16 protein-coding genes are annotated in these 17,121 nt (G+C 72.9%); 9 read left to right on the forward strand and 7 right to left on the reverse strand.

All coding sequences use genetic code 11. The features are described from left to right. Positions 1–44 precede the first annotated feature (44 nt). Complete coding sequence (locus ABD140_RS28570; RefSeq protein ID WP_425544162.1) at positions 45–947, forward strand: helix-turn-helix domain-containing protein; 903 nt, start codon at positions 45–47, stop codon at positions 945–947. 6 nt (positions 948–953) lie between these two features. Here the strand turns inward: ABD140_RS28570 and ABD140_RS28575 are convergent, their stop codons facing one another. After that, positions 954–1,766, reverse strand: coding sequence for a universal stress protein (locus tag ABD140_RS28575; protein WP_344244120.1), 813 nt, complete (start codon positions 1,764–1,766; stop codon positions 954–956). Positions 1,767–1,962: 196 nt separating this feature from the next. Continuing rightward, positions 1,963–3,069, reverse strand: a complete 1,107-nt coding sequence (locus tag ABD140_RS28580; RefSeq protein ID WP_344244121.1) for a ferritin-like domain-containing protein — start codon at positions 3,067–3,069, stop codon at positions 1,963–1,965. Between the two features lie 83 nt (positions 3,070–3,152). Here ABD140_RS28580 and ABD140_RS28585 point away from each other — a divergent pair, with 83 nt between their 5' ends. Both ABD140_RS28585 and ABD140_RS28590 read left to right on the forward strand, forming a co-directional pair. After that, the gene (locus tag ABD140_RS28585) at positions 3,153–3,773 is read left to right on the forward strand and encodes a TetR/AcrR family transcriptional regulator (RefSeq protein WP_344244122.1); all 621 of its coding nucleotides are present in this window, start codon (positions 3,153–3,155) and stop codon (positions 3,771–3,773) included. A gap of 355 nt (positions 3,774–4,128) precedes the next feature. Beyond that, positions 4,129–5,103 carry an NAD-dependent epimerase/dehydratase family protein gene (locus tag ABD140_RS28590; RefSeq protein WP_344244123.1) on the forward strand — a complete coding sequence of 325 codons (975 nt, stop codon included), beginning with the start codon at positions 4,129–4,131 and terminating at the stop codon, positions 5,101–5,103. Here the strand turns inward: ABD140_RS28590 and ABD140_RS28595 are convergent. Further along, positions 5,100–5,474, reverse strand: coding sequence for a YchJ family protein (locus ABD140_RS28595; RefSeq protein WP_344244124.1), 375 nt, complete (start codon positions 5,472–5,474; stop codon positions 5,100–5,102). The genes ABD140_RS28590 and ABD140_RS28595 overlap by 4 nt on opposite strands. A 4-nt stretch (positions 5,475–5,478) precedes the next feature. Beyond that, on the reverse strand, positions 5,479–6,471 hold the full coding sequence (locus tag ABD140_RS28600) for a DUF5937 family protein (protein WP_344244125.1): 993 nt from the start codon (positions 6,469–6,471) through the stop codon (positions 5,479–5,481). 65 nt (positions 6,472–6,536) lie between these two features. Between ABD140_RS28600 and ABD140_RS28605 the strand changes: the two genes are divergently transcribed. Beyond that, positions 6,537–7,757 carry an MFS transporter gene (locus ABD140_RS28605; protein WP_344244126.1) on the forward strand — a complete coding sequence of 407 codons (1,221 nt, stop codon included), beginning with the start codon at positions 6,537–6,539 and terminating at the stop codon, positions 7,755–7,757. Here ABD140_RS28605 and ABD140_RS28610 read toward each other — a convergent pair. The 3 genes from ABD140_RS28610 to ABD140_RS28620 form a co-directional block, all read right to left on the reverse strand. Next, entirely contained in the window at positions 7,733–8,104 is a 372-nt protein-coding gene (locus tag ABD140_RS28610; RefSeq protein ID WP_344244127.1) for a signal peptidase I, read from the reverse strand. The genes ABD140_RS28605 and ABD140_RS28610 overlap by 25 nt on opposite strands. Positions 8,105–8,294: 190 nt before the next feature. Next, a complete protein-coding gene (gene glsA, locus ABD140_RS28615; protein WP_344244128.1) occupies positions 8,295–10,085 on the reverse strand; it encodes a glutaminase A in 1,791 nt (596 codons plus the stop codon). Positions 10,086–10,107: 22 nt separating this feature from the next. Then, a complete protein-coding gene (locus tag ABD140_RS28620) occupies positions 10,108–10,704 on the reverse strand; it encodes a TetR/AcrR family transcriptional regulator (protein ID WP_344244129.1) in 597 nt (198 codons plus the stop codon). Between the two features lie 80 nt (positions 10,705–10,784). Between ABD140_RS28620 and ABD140_RS28625 the strand changes: the two genes are divergently transcribed. From ABD140_RS28625 to ABD140_RS28645, 5 genes are read left to right on the forward strand one after another with little or no spacing between them, the layout of a single operon-like run. Further along, positions 10,785–12,338, forward strand: a complete 1,554-nt coding sequence (locus ABD140_RS28625) for a carboxyl transferase domain-containing protein (protein WP_344244152.1) — start codon at positions 10,785–10,787, stop codon at positions 12,336–12,338. Positions 12,339–12,343: 5 nt separating this feature from the next. Continuing rightward, positions 12,344–14,278: an acetyl/propionyl/methylcrotonyl-CoA carboxylase subunit alpha gene (locus ABD140_RS28630; RefSeq protein WP_344244130.1), complete on the forward strand. Its 1,935-nt coding sequence runs from the start codon at positions 12,344–12,346 to the stop codon at positions 14,276–14,278. Then, a complete protein-coding gene (locus ABD140_RS28635; protein ID WP_344244131.1) occupies positions 14,275–15,165 on the forward strand; it encodes a hydroxymethylglutaryl-CoA lyase in 891 nt (296 codons plus the stop codon). The genes ABD140_RS28630 and ABD140_RS28635 overlap by 4 nt, the downstream gene beginning before the upstream one ends. Further along, on the forward strand, positions 15,162–16,304 hold the full coding sequence (locus ABD140_RS28640) for an acyl-CoA dehydrogenase family protein (RefSeq protein ID WP_344244132.1): 1,143 nt from the start codon (positions 15,162–15,164) through the stop codon (positions 16,302–16,304). The genes ABD140_RS28635 and ABD140_RS28640 overlap by 4 nt, the downstream gene beginning before the upstream one ends. After that, a complete protein-coding gene (locus tag ABD140_RS28645; protein ID WP_344244133.1) occupies positions 16,301–17,068 on the forward strand; it encodes an enoyl-CoA hydratase/isomerase family protein in 768 nt (255 codons plus the stop codon). Before ABD140_RS28640 ends, ABD140_RS28645 begins: the two co-directional genes overlap by 4 nt. Positions 17,069–17,121: the final 53 nt, after the last annotated feature.

Raw genomic sequence — 17,121 nt, forward strand, 5'->3', positions numbered from 1 at the left:
CATGTAGGAAAGCAAGCGCATTCCCCCGATCAGGCAGGTCTCGTGTGAACGCTTCAGCGAGTCTTCCGGACCATCCGGAGGGCCATATCTCTCCGCTCGACGGCGGGCCCACCGTGCTGCGCATGATGCTCGGCGCCCAACTGCGGAGACTGCGTGAGGAGCAGGGCATCTCCGCGGAGAAGGCCGGATACACCATCCGCGCCTCCCACTCCAAGATCTCCCGAATGGAGCTCGGCCGCGTCGGCTTCAAGGAGCGCGACGTCGCCGACCTCCTCACCCTCTACGGGGTGCTGGACACCGATGAGCGCGCCCCGATCCTGGACCTGGTGAGCCGCGCCAACGAACCCGGCTGGTGGTACAGCTACAACGACCTGCTGCCCAGCTGGTTCGAGGTCTACATGGGCCTGGAGGGCGCGGCGTCCATCATCCGCACCTACGAGCTGCAGTTCATCCCCGGGCTGCTGCAGACCGAGGACTACGCGCGGGCCCTCATCCCGCTGGGCTTCCCGGAGATCTCCGCGGAGGAGCTCGAGCGCCGCGTCCAGCTGCGGATGCGCCGCCAGCGCAGGCTGCTCGCCGGCGACCTGCGGGTGTGGGCGGTCGTGGACGAGAACGCGCTGCGCCGCCCCATCGGCGGCAAGGCCGTCATGCGGGCGCAGGTCGAGCACCTCATCGAGCTGAGCGGCAGGCGGAACGTCACCATCCAGGCGCTGCCCTTCAACGCGGGCGGGCACGCCGCGGTCTCCGGCGCCTTCAGCCTCCTGCGCTTCCCCGAGGCGACGCTGCCGGACGTCGTCTACCTCGAGCAGCTCACCAGCGCCCTCTACCTCGACAAGCCCGCCGACATCGACCGGTACCTCCAGGTGATGAACCGGCTCGCCCTCGAGGCGGCACAGCCGGGCGACTCCCGCGAGATGCTCGCCAGGGTGCTGAACCGCTCCTCCTGAGGGCGTTCAGGCCGGCGCGGGCTCTCCCACCACCATGACCGGGCACGGGGCGTCCCGGATCAGCTCGCGGGTGGTGGCGCCCAGCGCGCGCAGCCGCCAGCCGGGCCGCTCGTGCCTTCCCAGCACCAGCAGCCCGGCCCCGGCCGCCGCCTCCAGCAGCACGTCGCGGGCGAAGCCCGGGACGACGACCGGTTCCGTGCCGGGCCAGCGCGACGTCCACGGCTCCAGCTCGCGGGCCAGGTGCCCGCGCACCCCCGCGAGCACGGACGTGGTGTCCAGCGGCGGGATCCAGGCGGGCGCGCCGAACCCCTCCACCGGGGGCTGGAACCAGGCGTGGACCAGGCGCGGGGGGCAGCCGCGCAGCCGCGCCTGGGCGTCGGCGGCCTCCAGCACCGCGGCGGACGGGTCCACGCCCACCCCCACCACGACGGGCGCGTCGTGCAGGGCGGAGGCGTCGGACTTGACCAGCACCACGGGGACGGGGCAGCAGCCGGCCACGGCGAGCGCGGCGGAGCCCGCCACCAGGCTGCCCACCGCGCCGTGGCCGTGGGTGCCCAGCACCACCAGGCCGGCTCCGGCCACCCGCTCCAGCAGCACCTGGCCGGGCTGTCCGGGCACGGCCTCGATGACGAGGTCGGCCGGATAGGCGACGCGGTGGGCCCGGGCGGCGGCGGTCTCCAGCAGCTCGTGCCCGCCCGCGGCGACGGGGACGTGCAGCAGCCTCAGCCGCGCGCCGTGCCGCCCCGCCTCCACCGCCGCCCACTCCAGCGCGGCGTTCCCGGGCTCCGACCCGTCCACGCCGACCAGGATCTCCTCCATCGGCTCCCTCCCGTCTCCGCTTCTTCTACCCAGCGGAGACGGGAGGGATCAGGCGACGGACGACCGCAGCGCAGCGAGGATCGGCCATCGCCCCTTCGGGGGCCTGGGGGTCGCCCCCCAGACGAACACCGACGACCGCAGCGCAGCGAGGATCGGCCGCCGCCCCCTCGGGGGCCCGGGTGGGGCTCCCGGACGGTCAGGTCGTGGCGGCCTCGGCGATGACCGTGTCGACCTCCTCGCGGCGGGCCGTCTCCTCGGCCGCGAAGCGCTCGGCGTCGAGGCGGTCGGCGAGCTCCTCGTCGTGGGCCATCAGCGCCTCCAGGTCCGCCTTGGACATCTCCAGGACGCCCATGTCGGCGTAGGCGTTCTGGACGCGCTCGCTCCACAGGCCGATGTCCTTCACGCACGGGACGATGCGGCTGAACAGGAGGCTCTGGAAGATCCGCATGTACTCCGATTCGAGCATCAGGCCGCTCGCCTCGTCCTTGGGGATGCCGAAGTTCTCCCAGACCTCCAGCGCCTGGAAGCGGTCGCGCATGAGGTAGCAGCCCTCGATGACGAACTCCTCGCGCTCGCGGCGCTCGACGTCGGTGAGCTCGCGGTAGTGGTCGCGCAGCGCGAGGCGGCCGAAGGCGACGTGGCGCGCCTCGTCCTGCATGACGTAGGTGAGCATCTGCTTGGGGAGTTCGACCGTCGTCATGTCCCGTACGAGGCCGAAGGCGGCCAGCGCCAGTCCCTCGATGAGCACCTGCATGCCCAGATAGGGCATGTCCCACCGGCTGTCGGTGAGCGTGTCGTTGAGGAGCGTCCGAAGGTTGTCGTTGATCGGGTAGACCAGGCCGATCTTCTCGTGCAGGAACTTGCCGAACAGCTCGACGTGGCGCGCCTCGTCCATGGTCTGGGTGGCGGAGTAGAACTTGGCGTCGAGGTCCGGGACGGTCTCCACGATCCGGGCGCCGGTGATCATCGCGCCCTGCTCGCCGTGCAGGAACTGGGAGAACTGCCAGGAGGTGAGGTGCCGCCGCAGCTCGCCCCGCTCCTTGTCGTTCATCTTCGCCCAGTAGGGGGTGTTGTAGATGGCGTTGGCCTGGTCGGGCAGGCCGAGCGGGTTGGCGGGGTCGACGTCAAGGCTCCAGTCGATGCGCTTGACGGCGTCCCACTGCTTGTCCTTGCCTTTCTGGTACAGGTTGAGGAGCTTGTCGCGGCCCTCGTCGTATTCCCAGGTGAAACGGCTGTCCCCGGCCAGCGGCACGTTCCAGGTCTCCTGGGGAACGGGGGTGGTGTAAAAGTCGTGGGTCGACACGTCTTACTCCCGTCTGTGACGTACAACGTACGTAGAACGTACGATGTACGTAAAGTCGCACAGGGCAGGAAAGGTGTCAACGGTTGCTCAGCAAGGGACGCATCATCGACGCGGCGATCGCGCTGGTCGAGCGGCACGGCGAGGACGCGCTCTCCATGCGGGCCGTCGCCGCGGAGCTGGACGTGGCGGTCATGTCCCTGTACAACCACGTCCCCAGCAAGGCGGCGCTGCTGGACGGCATCGCCCACCGGGTGATGGGCGGCCTGGAGCTGGACGAGGAGGCCGGTGCCGACTGGAAGGCCCAGGCCCGCACGCTCATCCGCGCCTTCCGCCGCGTCGCGCGCGACTACCCGGCCTGCATGAACCTCATCGTCACCCACAGCGTGGAGCTGCCGTTCGGCATCCGGCCGATCGAACGGGCGCTGGTCATCGCGGCCTCCGCCGGGTTCGACGGGCCCACCTCGGTCAGGGTGATGCGCGCGATCATCGCCTACGCGCTCGGCGCCCAGCTGCGCGAGACCGACATGGTGAAGATGCTGGACTACCTGCCGGCCGACCCGGCGGCGGCGTTCGCCGAGCTCGACCCGGTGGAGTTCCCCCACGTGACGGCGCTGGCCAAGGAGCTCACCGCGCACGACCCCGAGTCGGACTTCGAGTTCGGCCTGGAGTTGTTCATCGGCGCGCTCGACACGCTGCCGCGTTGACACCAGGCGCGGACGGCCGGGGTGAGGCTCCTGCGGGGATCCTCCGCTCACCCGCCTGGAGCGGTCCACGAACGGTCCGTCCGCGCCGCGGGGTGAATCAGCCGGAATGCTTGGCGCTGGCGGCCCCGCGCAGGCCCACCGTTCCCGGCCGGTGAATCAGGATCTTCTTCATGGGGGTTCCTCCTGGAGAATGACAACCCGGACGGGAGACAACAATTCCATGCTTTCTATCAGAAGTGCGACTTCGGTCTCGGAAGGTGAGACAAATAACCCTGCACGTCTACCGCCGATACCTCCGTTTACTTCACACGATCACCATTGAAACGCACATTTGTCCCCCATCAGGAGGTATGTCATGAAAGTCCTTATTCTTGGGGGCACTGGGTTCGTCGGGACGGTTGTGGCGCAGGAGGCGGCCTCCCGTGGCCACCGGGTCACGGTGTTCAACCGGGGCAGCCGCCCCGCCCCCGCCGGAGCCTCCCTGCTGACCGGCGACAGGCTCGGTGATCTGAGCGCGCTGCGCGCCGGCTCCTGGGATCTGGTGGTCGACACCTGGAAGGGCGCGCCCAGCGCCGTCCGGGAGAGCGCACGCCTGCTGTCCGGGCGCGCGGGCCACTACGCCTACATCTCGTCCCGGTCCGTCTACGCCCAGCCGGCCCCGCCCGGAGGCGACGAGAACAGCCCGCTGGTCGACGGCGCCTCCCCCGGCGCCGGGGAGGTCCCCTACCCGCAGGCCAAGCTCGGCGGGGAGATGGCCGTCGCCGAGTCCTTCGGCGACCGCGCCCTGTTCGCCCGCGCCGGCCTGGTGCTCGGCCCGCACGAGAACGTCGGCCGCCTCCCCTGGTGGCTGGACCGGGTCTCCCGGGGCGGCGCGATCCCCGCGCCGGGCCCCGCCGACCTGCCCCTGCAGTTCGTCGACTGCCGCGACCTGGCCCGGTTCGTCCTGGACCACCCCGCCACCGGCGGCGCCTTCGACCTGGTCGGCCCGCCCGGCCACACCACGACACGCGACCTGCTGGCCGCCTGCGCCGAGGCGACCGGCGCCTCCCCCGACCTCCGCTGGCTCTCCCCCGAGCAGATCGCGGCGGCGGGCGTGGAACCCTGGTCGGACCTGCCGATCTGGCTGCCGCCGGGCGAACTCCACGACACCATGCACTCCGGCGATCCGGCCAAGGCCCTCGCCCACGGCCTGGCCTGCCGCCCCGCCGCCGAGACCGTCGCCGACACCTGGACCTGGATGCGCTCCTCCGGCTGGACCGCCCCCGACACCGTCTTCGGCCGCCGCGTCGGCCTCTCCCCCGCCCAGGAGCAGGCGCTGCTCTCCGCCTAGACGGACCCCACGTACACCCAGTCGCCGTCGACGCGGACGAACTTGCTGTTCTCGTCCATCCGCCCCCGCCGCCCCCGCTCGACGTAGTGGGCGCGGAACCGCACGGTCCCCTCGTTGTCGAAGGGCCCGCCCTTGGCGGTCTCCAGCACCTCCAGCCCCGTCCACCGGGTCCGCCGGTCGACCCCCGTGTCAGCGGGCCGGGTGGCGGGATGCCAGGAACGCTCCAGGTAATCCGCGTCGCCCACGGCGAACGCGCTGTACCGCGAACGCATCAGCGCCTCCGCCGTGGGCGCCGTCCCCTCGCCCTTGTGGAACCGGCCGCAGCACTTCTCGTAGGACTCGGGGAGCCCGCACGGGCACTTCGAAGACATTCCCTCATTGTCCCGCCTTCCCCGCGCCTCCCGTCCCGTCCACCAGCGCGTCCCCCAGCGCCGTGCGCTCGTAGAGGACCCGCCGCCGATACCTGCGTCCGACGACCAGCCCCGCCTCGTAAAGCACCTTCACATGGGCGGAGACGTTCGCGGGACTCAACGAGTGCCGCGCCGCCAGATCCTTCGTCGCCGCCGGAATCACCAGGTCCGCCAGCAGGAGCGCCCGCGTTCCCCCGAGCAGCCGCCGCAGCGCGCCGCTCGGCACGGGCGGCCCGCTCCACAGCTCGGCGATGCCGCGGGCGGGGTAGATGAGGGCGGGCCGGTCCGCTCCCTCGCCGCGGATGGCGCGGCCCGGCCAGATGAAGGCGCTGGGGATCAGGACCACTCCCGTACCGGCCAGCTCGTAGGCCTCCGCACCGGGCGCGTCGATGAGCAGGGTCCGGTCGCGCCACAGGAAGGCCGCGTCGAGCTCGGGCACCAGGCGGCCGAGGCCGCTCTCGGCCAGCAGCCGGGCGTGGTGCGCGAGGTCCGCCCGCAGGAGGTCGTGCAGGCGCGGCCAGTACGGGGCGACCAGGACCTGCCAGGCCAGCTCCAGCGTGTCGGCCAGGACCTCGCGTGCCCGGACGGGATCGGCCGCCAGCTCCCCCGCCACCGCCTTCAGCCGCGGATCGTCCTGGTCGTCGCGGGCGCGCAGGAGCTCGGCGCGGACCCGGCGGGGGTCCGCGGCCCGGACCGCGGCCAGCTCGTCGCCGATCCGGGCGCCGGGCCCGACCGGAGTGGGCGCGAGGAAGTCGGGGGTCCAGCCGCGCAGGGGCTGGACGGCGACCAGCGGGGTGAGGTCGAGGCCGTGGCCCGCCACCCGGCGGCGCCACGGCAGGTGGTAGCTCCGCCGGACCGGGTCGTGCAGCGACCGCACCGCCAGCGACGTCTCGAACAGCGGCGCGATCGCGAAGCGGCAGCGCAGCAGGTCGTCCGGTGTGAAGTGGAACTCGTACATCCCCGTGGATTCGTTCTGGAGCGAATCATTCGTCCCGGCCAGGGTAGAAGGCCGACCTTGGTGCCATGTCCTCCGCAGCCACCGAGACCCGCCAGCGCTACCGCGACGCCCTCGCCTCGGGCGAGTTCCGCGCGATCTTCGCCGCCCAGGCCATCGCCATGGTCGGCATGATGGCGGCCGACTTCGCCACGACCGTCCTGGTGTACCGCCGCACCGGGTCGGCGCTGCTCAGCGCCCTGGTCCTGGCGCTGGCGTTCCTGCCGCACCTGTTCTCCGGGGCGCTGCTGTCCTCCCTGGTGGACCGGGTGCCCGTCCGGCGGCTCATGACCTCCTGCTGCCTGCTCGTCGCGGTGCTGGCCGCGCTGATGGCGCTGCCCGGCATGCCGGTGGCCGGGCTGCTGGCGCTGGTGTTCCTCGTCGGCACGGCGGGGGCGGTCCTGGCCGGGGGCCGGGCGGCGACCCTGCCCCAGGTGCTCTCCGCCGAGGCGTACGTGCCGGGGCGGAGCCTGCTGCGGCTGATCGCCCAGGTCGCCCAGGTCGTCGGTTTCGGGCTGGGCGGCCTGCTGCTGACCGTCGTCACGCCGCGCGCCGCGCTGCTGATGGAGGCCGCCGCGTTCGTCGTGGCCGCCGCGCTGCTGCGCTGGGGCACGCGGGAGCGCCCGGCGGCCGGCGGCGGGGGCGGCTCGGTCTTCCGCGACTCCCTGGGCGGGATCCGCGAGGTCATGGCCGTCCGGCCCCTGCGGCGCAACCTGCTGCTCGGCTGGGCCGTCCCGCTGCTGGCCGTCTTCCCCGAGGCCCTCGTCAACCCCTACGCGGCGGAGCGGTCCATGACCACCGCCGAGCTGGGGCTCCTGGCCGCGGCGATGCCCTTCGGCTGCCTGGTGGGCGAGTTCGCGGGCATGCGGGCGCTGACGCCGTCGCGCCAGGTCCGCCTGATCGTGCCGCTGGCCGCCCTCTCCCTGGCCCCGCTGCTGGGCTACGCCCTGCGGCCGGGGCCCGCGGGGGCCGCGCTGCTGCTGTTCCTCGCCGGAACGGGCGTCATCCACCATCTCGGCCAGGATCATCACCTCATGCGGGTGACTCCCGCGCCCCTGAGGTCGCGGGCCCTGGCGGTGCAGACCGCGGGATTGATGTTCTTCCAGGGGGCGGGCGTCGCCGTCGCGGGTTTCGCCGCCGAGTTCGTCCGGGTGTCGGTGGTCGTGCCCGTCGCGGGCGCGGTGGGGCTGGCGGCGGTGCTGCTCCTGCGCCCCGCGCCGCCGCCTCAGGAGGCGGACTCGACCTTGTAGCCGGGGATGGAGGGCCAGCGGACGGTCATGACGACGGAGGCCTCCTCGGCGTACCAGGAGTGGTCGACGCCCCTGCCCCACACTACGTAGTCGCCCTGCTTGCTGAGGACGACGTCGCGGCCGGGGAACTCCATGCGGAAGCGGCCGCTGATGAGGACGAGGAGGGCGGTGCGGTGCTCGCCGCGCACCCACTCGGCGCGGGTGTCGCCGGGCGGGTGGGTGCCCCACTTGATCTCGACGTCGGTACTGTGCCGGGGGTCGCCCTCGGGCATGAAGCGCCCGAGGAGCCAGCCGCGCTCCTCCGGCGCGTCGACGCCCGCGTTGCCCACATAGATCTCGTCTGCCACGGGGATCGAGATTAGCGCGCGCCAGCCGCGGACAGCGCGCCGTAGGCAGGCGTCGGTCAGTGGAACGTTCAGCACGCGCCAGCGCGCATCAGCCACGGGCAGCACGCCGTAGGCGGGCGTCGGTCAGTGGAACGTTCAGCGCGCGCCAGCGCGCATCAGCCGCGGGCAGCACGCCGTAGGCGGGCGTGGATCAGTGGATCAGGGCGTGGTTCTCGGCGTCGGTGCGGCGGAGGCGGGCGGCGATGGCGTTGGCGATGGACCAGCGCAGGGAGTCGGCGAGGCGGGGGGAGTCGCGTTCGAGGCGGGCGAGTTCGCGGGTGGTCAGGACGAGGCAGGAGGTGGGGGATTCGGCGACGATGCGGTGGGTGTGCTCGGCGTCGTCGATGAGGGCGAGGCGGCCGACGGCGGTGCCGGGGCCCATGGAGGTCTCGCGGACGGGGCGGGGCGGGGTGCCGACCATGAACTGGCGGGCGAGGCCGCCGGAGATGATGAAGCACAGGGCGGCGACGTCCTCGATGAGGCGTTCGCCCGGTGCGTACTCGCGCGGTTCCAGGTAGGCCTCCAGGGCGGTGACCAGGAACGGGTCGAGGCTGCGGAGGAGGTCCTGCTCGGCCAGCGGCACGGTCATGCGGGAGGCGCCCTCGGCCTCCAGGAGGGCGTCCTCGCACCACTCCAGGGCGGCGTCACGGGTCTCGGAGATGACCGCGGAGGGGATGGTGACGCCCTGCTCGGTGTCGACGACGACCGTGGTGATGCCGCGCTCCTTCAGCTTGGCGGCCAGGCCTTCCAGGAGGGTCTCGGCGACCGAGGTGACGCGTCCGGCGCGTTTGAGGTCCAGGACGACCCAGCGGACGGAGCCGGTGTCCTCGCTGATCGTGCGCACGACCGCCTCGGCGCTGCTGAAGGCCAGGTCTCCGCGGAGGACGTACACGCGGATGGCGCTGCCGAGGCGGGCCAGGGCGGTGCGCTCGTCGTGGGCGCGGACCCGGGAGGAGTGGGCGGTGTCGCCGCGCAGGGTGCGGTGGAAGACCGGGCCGGAGCGTTCGGCGGGGCGCATCAGGTGCAGCCCGAACCGCTGCGACAGCTCCTCGCAGGCCGCGACGCCGCGCACGCTGTTGCCGCGCGGGTCCAGGCGGGGGCTGAAGAGGCCGAGGCCGAGCTGGGAGGGCAGCGCGGCGATGAGGCCGCCGGAGACGCCGCTCTTGGCGGGCAGCCCGGCGCGGACCAGCCATTCGCCCGCGTAGTCGTAGGTGCCGCAGGTGGCCATGACGGTCAGCGCGTGTGCCGCGGCCTCCACCGACACGACGGTCTCGCCGGTCAGCGGGTTGATGCCGCCTCCGGCGAGGGTGGCGGTCATGACGGCGAGGTCGGTGGTGGTCACCAGCGCCGCACACTGCTCGAAGTACAGCCGCAGCGACTCCTCGACGTCGCAGGTGAGGGTGCCCGCGCCGTGCATGAGGTAGGCCAGGGCGCGGTTGCGGTCGCCGGTCGCCGCCTCCGAGTCCATCACCTTGTGGTCGACCACCAGTTCCCGGCCCGCGAAGGCCGACAGGCCGGACAGGATGCGCTCCCTGCGCTCCTCGTAGGTGTCGCCGCCGACGAGGGTGGAGGTGACGATGGCGCCCGCGTTGACCATCGGATTGTAGGGGCGGCCGGTGTAGGGCTCGAGGCGGACGGCGTTGAAGGCGTCGCCGGTGGGTTCGACGCCGACCTGCTTGAGCACGTCGGGCAGTCCGCGGTCCTGCAGGGCCAGGGCGTAGACGAACGGCTTGGACACCGACTGGATCGTGAACGGCACGCGGCTGTCGCCCGCCTCGTAGACGGTGCCGTCGAGGGTGGCGACGGCGAGGCCGAACCATTCGGGGTCGGCTTTACCCAGTTCCGGGATGTAGGTGGCGACCTCACCGGCGCGCTGCTCGATGAGGCGGGCGTGCAGGTCGTCCAGCAGATCCTGGATCGGGCTGACAAATGGTGCGTTCACTCCGACAGGGTAACGAGAACGCTCACCCGCCGAGATCACCGGCGTCCGCGTCCGGGCGCGCCGCCGCCCCGGCCAGGAGCGCCGCCTCGGCCATGCGGCGCAGCAGGCGCGCCATGTCCGCGCGGTCCAGCTCGCCGGCGCTGTGCGGGGTGGAGTTGAGCAGCCCGAACACCGCGTGGACGGCCGCGCGCGCCTCGTCCTCGGGGCGGGGCCACCGCTCGCGCGCCACCCGCACCCATTCCTCGACGTAGGCGCGCTGGAGGCGGCGGATCTCCCGGCGCGGGGCCTCGGGGACGTTCTCCAGTTCGCGCTCGTGCACGACGATGAGCGCCGGGTGGTCCAGGGCGAAGGAGATGTGCCACTCCAGGAGGGCGCCGAGCGGGTCCTCGGCGGCGGCGGCGCGCCGGAACCCCTCGTCGTGGAGCCGGGCGCTGATGTCCAGCAGGATCTCGGCCAGCAGCGCCTCCTTGCCGGCGAAGTGCCGGTACAGCGCGGGCCCGGTGAGCCCGACGGACGCGCCGAGCTCGCCGATGGACACCCCGTGGAAGCCGCGCCGGGCGAACAGCTCGGCCGCGGCGGCGAGGATCTGCGCCCGCCTCGCCCGGGTATCGATCTCCATGGCCCCAGTGTAGACGACGCTGTTAATGATGATTAACATCGTTGTTAGTGCTCATTAACATGAGGAGGGACGCGTTGGCAGTGCTGCCGAGCCGCACGGACGTCGCGGGCGAGCCCTACAAGCGCAACGCGGCGGCGAACACCGAGCTCGCCGCCCGGCTGCGGGAACGGCTGGCGGCCACCGCCCTGGGCGGGTCCGCGCGGGCCCGCGAGCGGCATGTCTCCCGGGGCAAGCTCCTGCCCCGGGAACGGGTCGACCGGCTGCTGGATCCGGGGTCGCCGTTCCTGGAGCTGTCCCCGCTGGCCGCCTGGGGCCTGTACGGCGACCAGGCGCCGGGCGCCGGAATGATCACCGGCGTGGGCCGGGTGTCCGGCCGCGAGTGCGTGGTCATCGCCAACGACGCGACGGTCAAGGGCGGGACGTACTTCCCGATGACCGTCAAGAAGCATCTGCGGGCGCAGGAGGTGGCGCTGCACAACCGGCTGCCGTCCATCGCCCTGGTCGACTCCGGCGGCGCGTTCCTGCCGATGCAGGACGAGGTGTTCCCCGACCGGGAGCACTTCGGCCGGATCTTCTACAACCAGGCCACGCTCTCGGCCCTGGGCGTGGCGCAGCTGGCCGCCGTCATGGGCTCGTGCACCGCGGGCGGGGCGTACGTGCCCGCCATGAGCGACGAGAACGTCATCGTCCGCGAGCAGGGCACGATCTTCCTGGGCGGCCCGCCGCTGGTGAAGGCGGCGACCGGCGAGGTCGTCACCGCCGAGGAGCTGGGCGGCGGCGACGTGCACTCCCGCGTCTCGGGCGTCACCGACCACCTGGCCGAGGACGACGCCGACGCCCTGCGCATCCTGCGGGAGATCGTCGCGACGCTCGGCCCGCGCCCGCCGCGCCCCTGGGAGGTCGCGACGCCGGTCGAGCCGCTCCACGACCCGTCCGAGCTGTACGGGATCGTCCCGGCCGACGCGCGCACGCCGTACGACGTGCGGGAGGTCATCGCCCGCGTCGTGGACGGCAGCGAGTTCACCGAGTTCAAGAAGGAGTACGGGGCGACGCTCGTCACCGGCTTCGCCCGGATCCAGGGCCACCCGGTGGGGATCATCGCCAACAACGGCATCCTGTTCGCCGAGTCGGCGATGAAGGGCGCGCACTTCATCGAGCTGTGCGACCGCCGCTCCATCCCGCTGGTGTTCCTGCAGAACATCACCGGCTTCATGGTCGGCCGCGACTACGAGCACGGCGGCATCGCCAAGCACGGCGCCAAGATGGTCACCGCCGTCTCCTGCGCCCGGGTGCCGAAGTTCACCGTGATCATCGGCGGCTCCTACGGCGCGGGCAACTACGCCATGTGCGGCCGGGCGTACTCGCCGCGGTTCCTGTGGATGTGGCCGAACGCCCGGATCTCGGTGATGGGCGGCGAGCAGGCCGCCTCGGTGCTCACCACCGTCGGGGACGCCGACGCCGACGCCATCCGCGAGCAGTACGAGACCCAGGGCGAGCCGTACTACTCCACCGCCCGCCTGTGGGACGACGGCGTGATCGACCCCGTGGACACCCGCCGCGTCCTCGGCCTGGCCCTGTCCGCCGCCGCCAACGCCCCCCTCGACGACGTCGGCTACGGCGTCTTCCGGATGTGAGGCCCATGTTCACCACCGTCCTCATCGCCAACCGCGGCGAGATCGCCGTCCGCGTCCAGCGCACCCTGCGCCGCCTGGGCGTGCGCTCCGTCGCCGTGTACGCGCCCGACGACGCCGGCTCCGTCCACGTGCGCGGAGCCGACGAGGCCGTGCGGATCCCGTCCTACCTGGACGGCGCGGCCATCATCGAGGCCGCGCGCGCCACCGGCGCCCGGGCCGTGCACCCCGGCTACGGGTTCCTCGCCGAGAACGCCGCCTTCGCCCGCGCCTGCGCCGAGGCGGGGATCGTCTTCATCGGCCCGCCGCCGGAGGCCATCGAGGCCATGGGCGACAAGATCGAGGCCAAGCTGACCGTCGCCGCCGCCGGGGTGCCGGTCGTGCCGGGCCGCGACGAGCGGGGGCTGAGCGACGAGCAGCTCGCCGAGGCCGCCCTGGAGGTCGGCCTGCCGGTGCTGCTCAAGCCGTCCGCGGGCGGCGGCGGCAAGGGCATGCGCCTGGTGCGCGCCGAAGAGGAGCTGGCCGAGGCGATCGCCTCGGCGCGGCGCGAGGCGCGCGGCGCGTTCGGCGACGACACCCTGCTGGCCGAGCGGTTCATCGACGGCCCCCGCCACATCGAGGTGCAGGTCTTCGCCGACGCCCACGGCAACGTCGTGCACCTGGGCGAGCGGGAGTGCAGCCTCCAGCGCCGCCACCAGAAGATCGTGGAGGAGGCTCCCTCTCCCCTGCTGGACGCCGCCCAGCGGGCCGAGATCGGCGCGCACGCGGTGAACGCGGCGCGCTCCATCGGCTACGTCGGCGCGGGCACCGTGGAGTTCATCGTGGCGGGCGAGCGCCCCGACGAGCGCTACTTCATGGAGATGAACACCCGCCTCCAGGTCGAGCACCCGGTGACCGAGCTGGTCACCGGCCTGGACCTGGTCGAGCTCCAGCTGCGGGTGGCCGCCGGGGAGCCGCTGCCCTTCGCCCAGGACGACGTGGCGCTCACCGGGCACGCCGTCGAGGCCCGCGTCTACGCCGAGGACCCGGCGCGGGGCTTCCTGCCGACCGGCGGCCGCGTCCTGGCGCTCGCCGAGCCCCCGCAGGCGCGGGTGGACTCCGGGGTCGGGGCGGGCGACGAGATCGGCAGCAGGTACGACCCGATGATCGCCAAGGTGGTCGTGCACGGCCGCGACCGGGCCGAGGCGCTGCGGGCGCTGGACCGCGCCCTGGCGGAGTACTCGCTGCTGGGCGTGCACACCAACGTCGCCTTCCTGCGCAAACTGCTGGCCCGGCCCGAGGTCGTCTCCGGCGACCTGGACACCGGCCTGGTCGAACGCGTCCTGCCGGAGCTGAACGCCGACGCGTCCGTCCCCGAATGGGTCCTCGCGGCCGCCGCGCTGGAGCGGATGAACGCGGTCACCCCCGCCGGGGACGACCCGTGGGACGCCATGGACGGCTGGCGGGTCGGCGAGGCCGCGTGGGCCCCGCACGCGCTGGTCGTCGACGGCGGCGAGCCTGTCGAGGTGCGCACCCGGGGCGCCGAGGTCGCCGTCGGGGACGGGGAGCCCCGGCGGGCCGTCCTGTCCGAGGACGCCCTCGTGCTCGACGGCCGCCGCCACCCGCACCGCCGCGTCACCGGCCGCGACGGCGCGGTCTGGATCGGCGCCGAAGGCCGCGCCTGGTCGGTGCGGGAGCGGGAGCGGCTCGCGGGCGGCGGCACGGCGGCCGCGGCGGGAGGCGTCCTGCGCAGCCCGATGCCCGGCACCGTCCTGGCCGTCAAGGTCGCCGAGGGCGACGCGGTGGCCGAGGGCCAGCCGGTCGTCATCGTCGAGGCGATGAAGATGGAGCACACGGTCGTGGCCGCCGTCGCCGGGACGGTCGCCCGGCTGCCGGTCCGCGCGGGCGACCAGGTGGCGCTCGACGCCGTGCTGGCCGAGATCACGCCCGAGGAGGCGCAATGAACCTGCCCGAACAGGTCACCATCTACGAGGTCGGGCCCCGCGACGGCCTGCAGAACGAGAAGTCGGCCATTCCCGTGGCGGTGAAGGCCGAGTTCATCGACCGGCTCGCCGACGCCGGGCTGACCGTCGTGGAGGCGACCAGCTTCGTACGCCCCGAGTGGGTGCCGCAGCTGGCCGACGCGGACGAACTGCTGAAGCTGATGGACCGCAGGCCCGGCGTCACCTACCCGGTGCTGGTGCCCAACGAGCGCGGCATGGACCGCGCGCTGGCCGCCGGCGTCGAGGAGATCGCGATCTTCGCCAGCGCCACCGAGTCCTTCGCCCGCAGGAACCTCAACCGGTCCATGGACGAGCAGTACGCCATGTTCGAGCCGGTCGTCGCCCGCGCGCTGGCCGAGGGCATGCGGGTGCGCGTGTACCTGTCGATGGCCTTCGGAGACCCGTGGGAGGGCGACGTCCCGGTCCCGCAGGCAGCCGCGGCCGGGAAGCGGCTGCTGGAGATGGGCTGCTACCAGCTCAGCCTCGGCGACACCATCGGCGTCGGCACCGCCGGGCACGTCCAGGAGCTCATCGCCGCCTTCGGCGACCCCGCACCGCTCGCGGTGCACTTCCACGACACCTACGGGCAGGCCCTGGCCAACACGCTGGCCGCCCTCCAGGCGGGCGTCACCACCGTGGACGCCTCCGCGGGCGGCCTGGGCGGCTGCCCGTACGCCAAGAGCGCCACCGGCAACCTCGCCACCGAGGACCTGGTGTGGATGCTCGACGGCCTGGGCGTCCGGCACGGCGTGTCCCTGGACTCCCTGGTCGAGACCAGCACCTGGATGGCCGGGAAGCTCGGCCGTCCCTCCCCCTCTCGCGTCGTCACCGCAAGGAGCAGCTCATGATCGATCTCACTCTCACCGAGGAGCAGGCGGCGCTGAAGGAGAGCGTCGCGGCCTTCGCCCGCGAGGCGGTCGCGCCGGTGATCGGCGGCCACTACGAGCGGGGCGAGTTCCCCTACGAGCTCGTCGCCGGCATGGGGAAGATGGGTCTGTTCGGCCTGCCCTTCCCCGAGGAGCACGGCGGCATGGGCGGCGACTACTTCGCCCTGTGCCTGGCGCTGGAGGAGCTGGCGCGGGTGGACTCCTCGGTCGCCATCACCCTGGAGGCCGGCGTCGGCCTGGGCGCGATGCCGATCTTCCGGTTCGGCACCGAGGAGCAGAAGCGCCGGTACCTGCCGAAGCTGCTGTCGGGCGAGCGGCTGGCCGGGTTCGGGCTGACCGAGCCGGGCGGCGGATCGGACGTGCCGGGCGGCATGCGCACCACCGCGCGGCTGGAGGACGGCCAGTGGGTGGTCAACGGCTCGAAGTCCTTCATCACCAACTCCGGCACCGACATCACCGAGTTCGTCACGGTCACCGCGCTGACCGGCGAGAACGAGATCTCCACGATCATCGTGCCCAACGGCACGCCCGGCTTCACCGTCGGTCCGGAGTACTCCAAGGTCGGCTGGCGCTCCTCCGACACCCACGAGCTGTTCTTCGACGACGTGCGCGTGCCCGAGGAGAACCTGGTCGGCCCGCGCGGCCGGGGTTACGCCCAGTTCCTGCGCATCCTGGACGAGGGCCGCATCGCGATCGCCGCGCTGTCGGTGGGCCTGGCGCAGGGCTGCGTCGACGAGTGCCTGCGCTACGTCAAGGAGCGCCGGGCGTTCGGCCGGGCGATCGGCGAGTACCAGGCGATCCAGTTCAAGATCGCCGACATGGAGCGGCGGGTCTGGACCGCCCGCGTCGCCTACTACGCGGCGGCCGCCAAGATGCTGGCCGGGGAGCCGTTCAAGAAGGAGGCGGCGATCGCCAAGCTGACCGCCTCCGACGCGGCGATGGACAACTCCCGCGACGCCACGCAGGTCTTCGGCGGCTACGGGTTCATGAACGAGTTCCCGGTGGGCCGCTTCTACCGGGACGCCAAGATCCTGGAGATCGGCGAGGGCACCTCCGAGGTCCAGCGCATGATCATCGCACGGCAGCTGGGGCTGTCGTGATCACCTTGAACCGGCACGGGCACGTCGCCGAGATCGTCCTGGACCGGCCGGAGGCGCACAACGCGCTCTCCACCGCGATGGCCGTACGGCTCGCCGCCGTGTGCGCGGAGGTCGCGGATTCCGACGCGCGCGCGGTCGTCCTGTCGTCCGCCGCTCCGCGGTCGTTCTGCGTGGGCGCGGACCTCAAGGAGCGCGCGTCGATGACCGACGACGACCTCATGCGCCAGCGTCCGGTCTTCCGCAGCGCCTTCGGTGCCGTCCTTCACCTGCCGCAGCCCGTCGTCGCGGCCGTCCACGGCTTCGCCCTGGGCGGCGGCACGGAGTTCGCGCTCTCCTGCGACCTCGTCGTCGCCGACCTGACGGCGGTCTTCGGCCTGCCCGAGGTCGGCGTCGGGCTGATCCCGGCGGGCGGCGGCACCCAGCTGCTGCAGCGCAGGGTGGGCACGGCCAAGGCGGCCGACCTCATCTTCACCGGCCGCAAGGTCGGCTTCGACGAGGCCGTCGCGCTGGGCCTGGTGGACCGCGCCGCGCCCGAGGGCGAGGACCGCGCGACCGCGCTGGAACTGGCCGCGGCCATCGCCGCCAACTCCCCGGTCGCCCTGCGCGCCGCCAAGCGGGCGCTGCGCCACGGCGCCCCGCTGGACCTGGCCGCGGCCCTGGACGTCGAGGACGCCGCCTGGCGCACCACCGCGCTGTCCGGCGACCGCCGCGAGGGCATCGCCGCCTTCAACGAGAAGCGCAGCCCGGACTGGCCGGGGCTGTGAACTTGTGACGTGGTGTTCCTGATAAACCTGATACGTACTGGAAACGCCGTTTC

It is taken from the genome of Actinocorallia libanotica (genome assembly GCF_039525175.1).
GTDB classification, from domain to species: Bacteria; Actinomycetota; Actinomycetes; order Streptosporangiales; family Streptosporangiaceae; genus Actinocorallia; species Actinocorallia libanotica.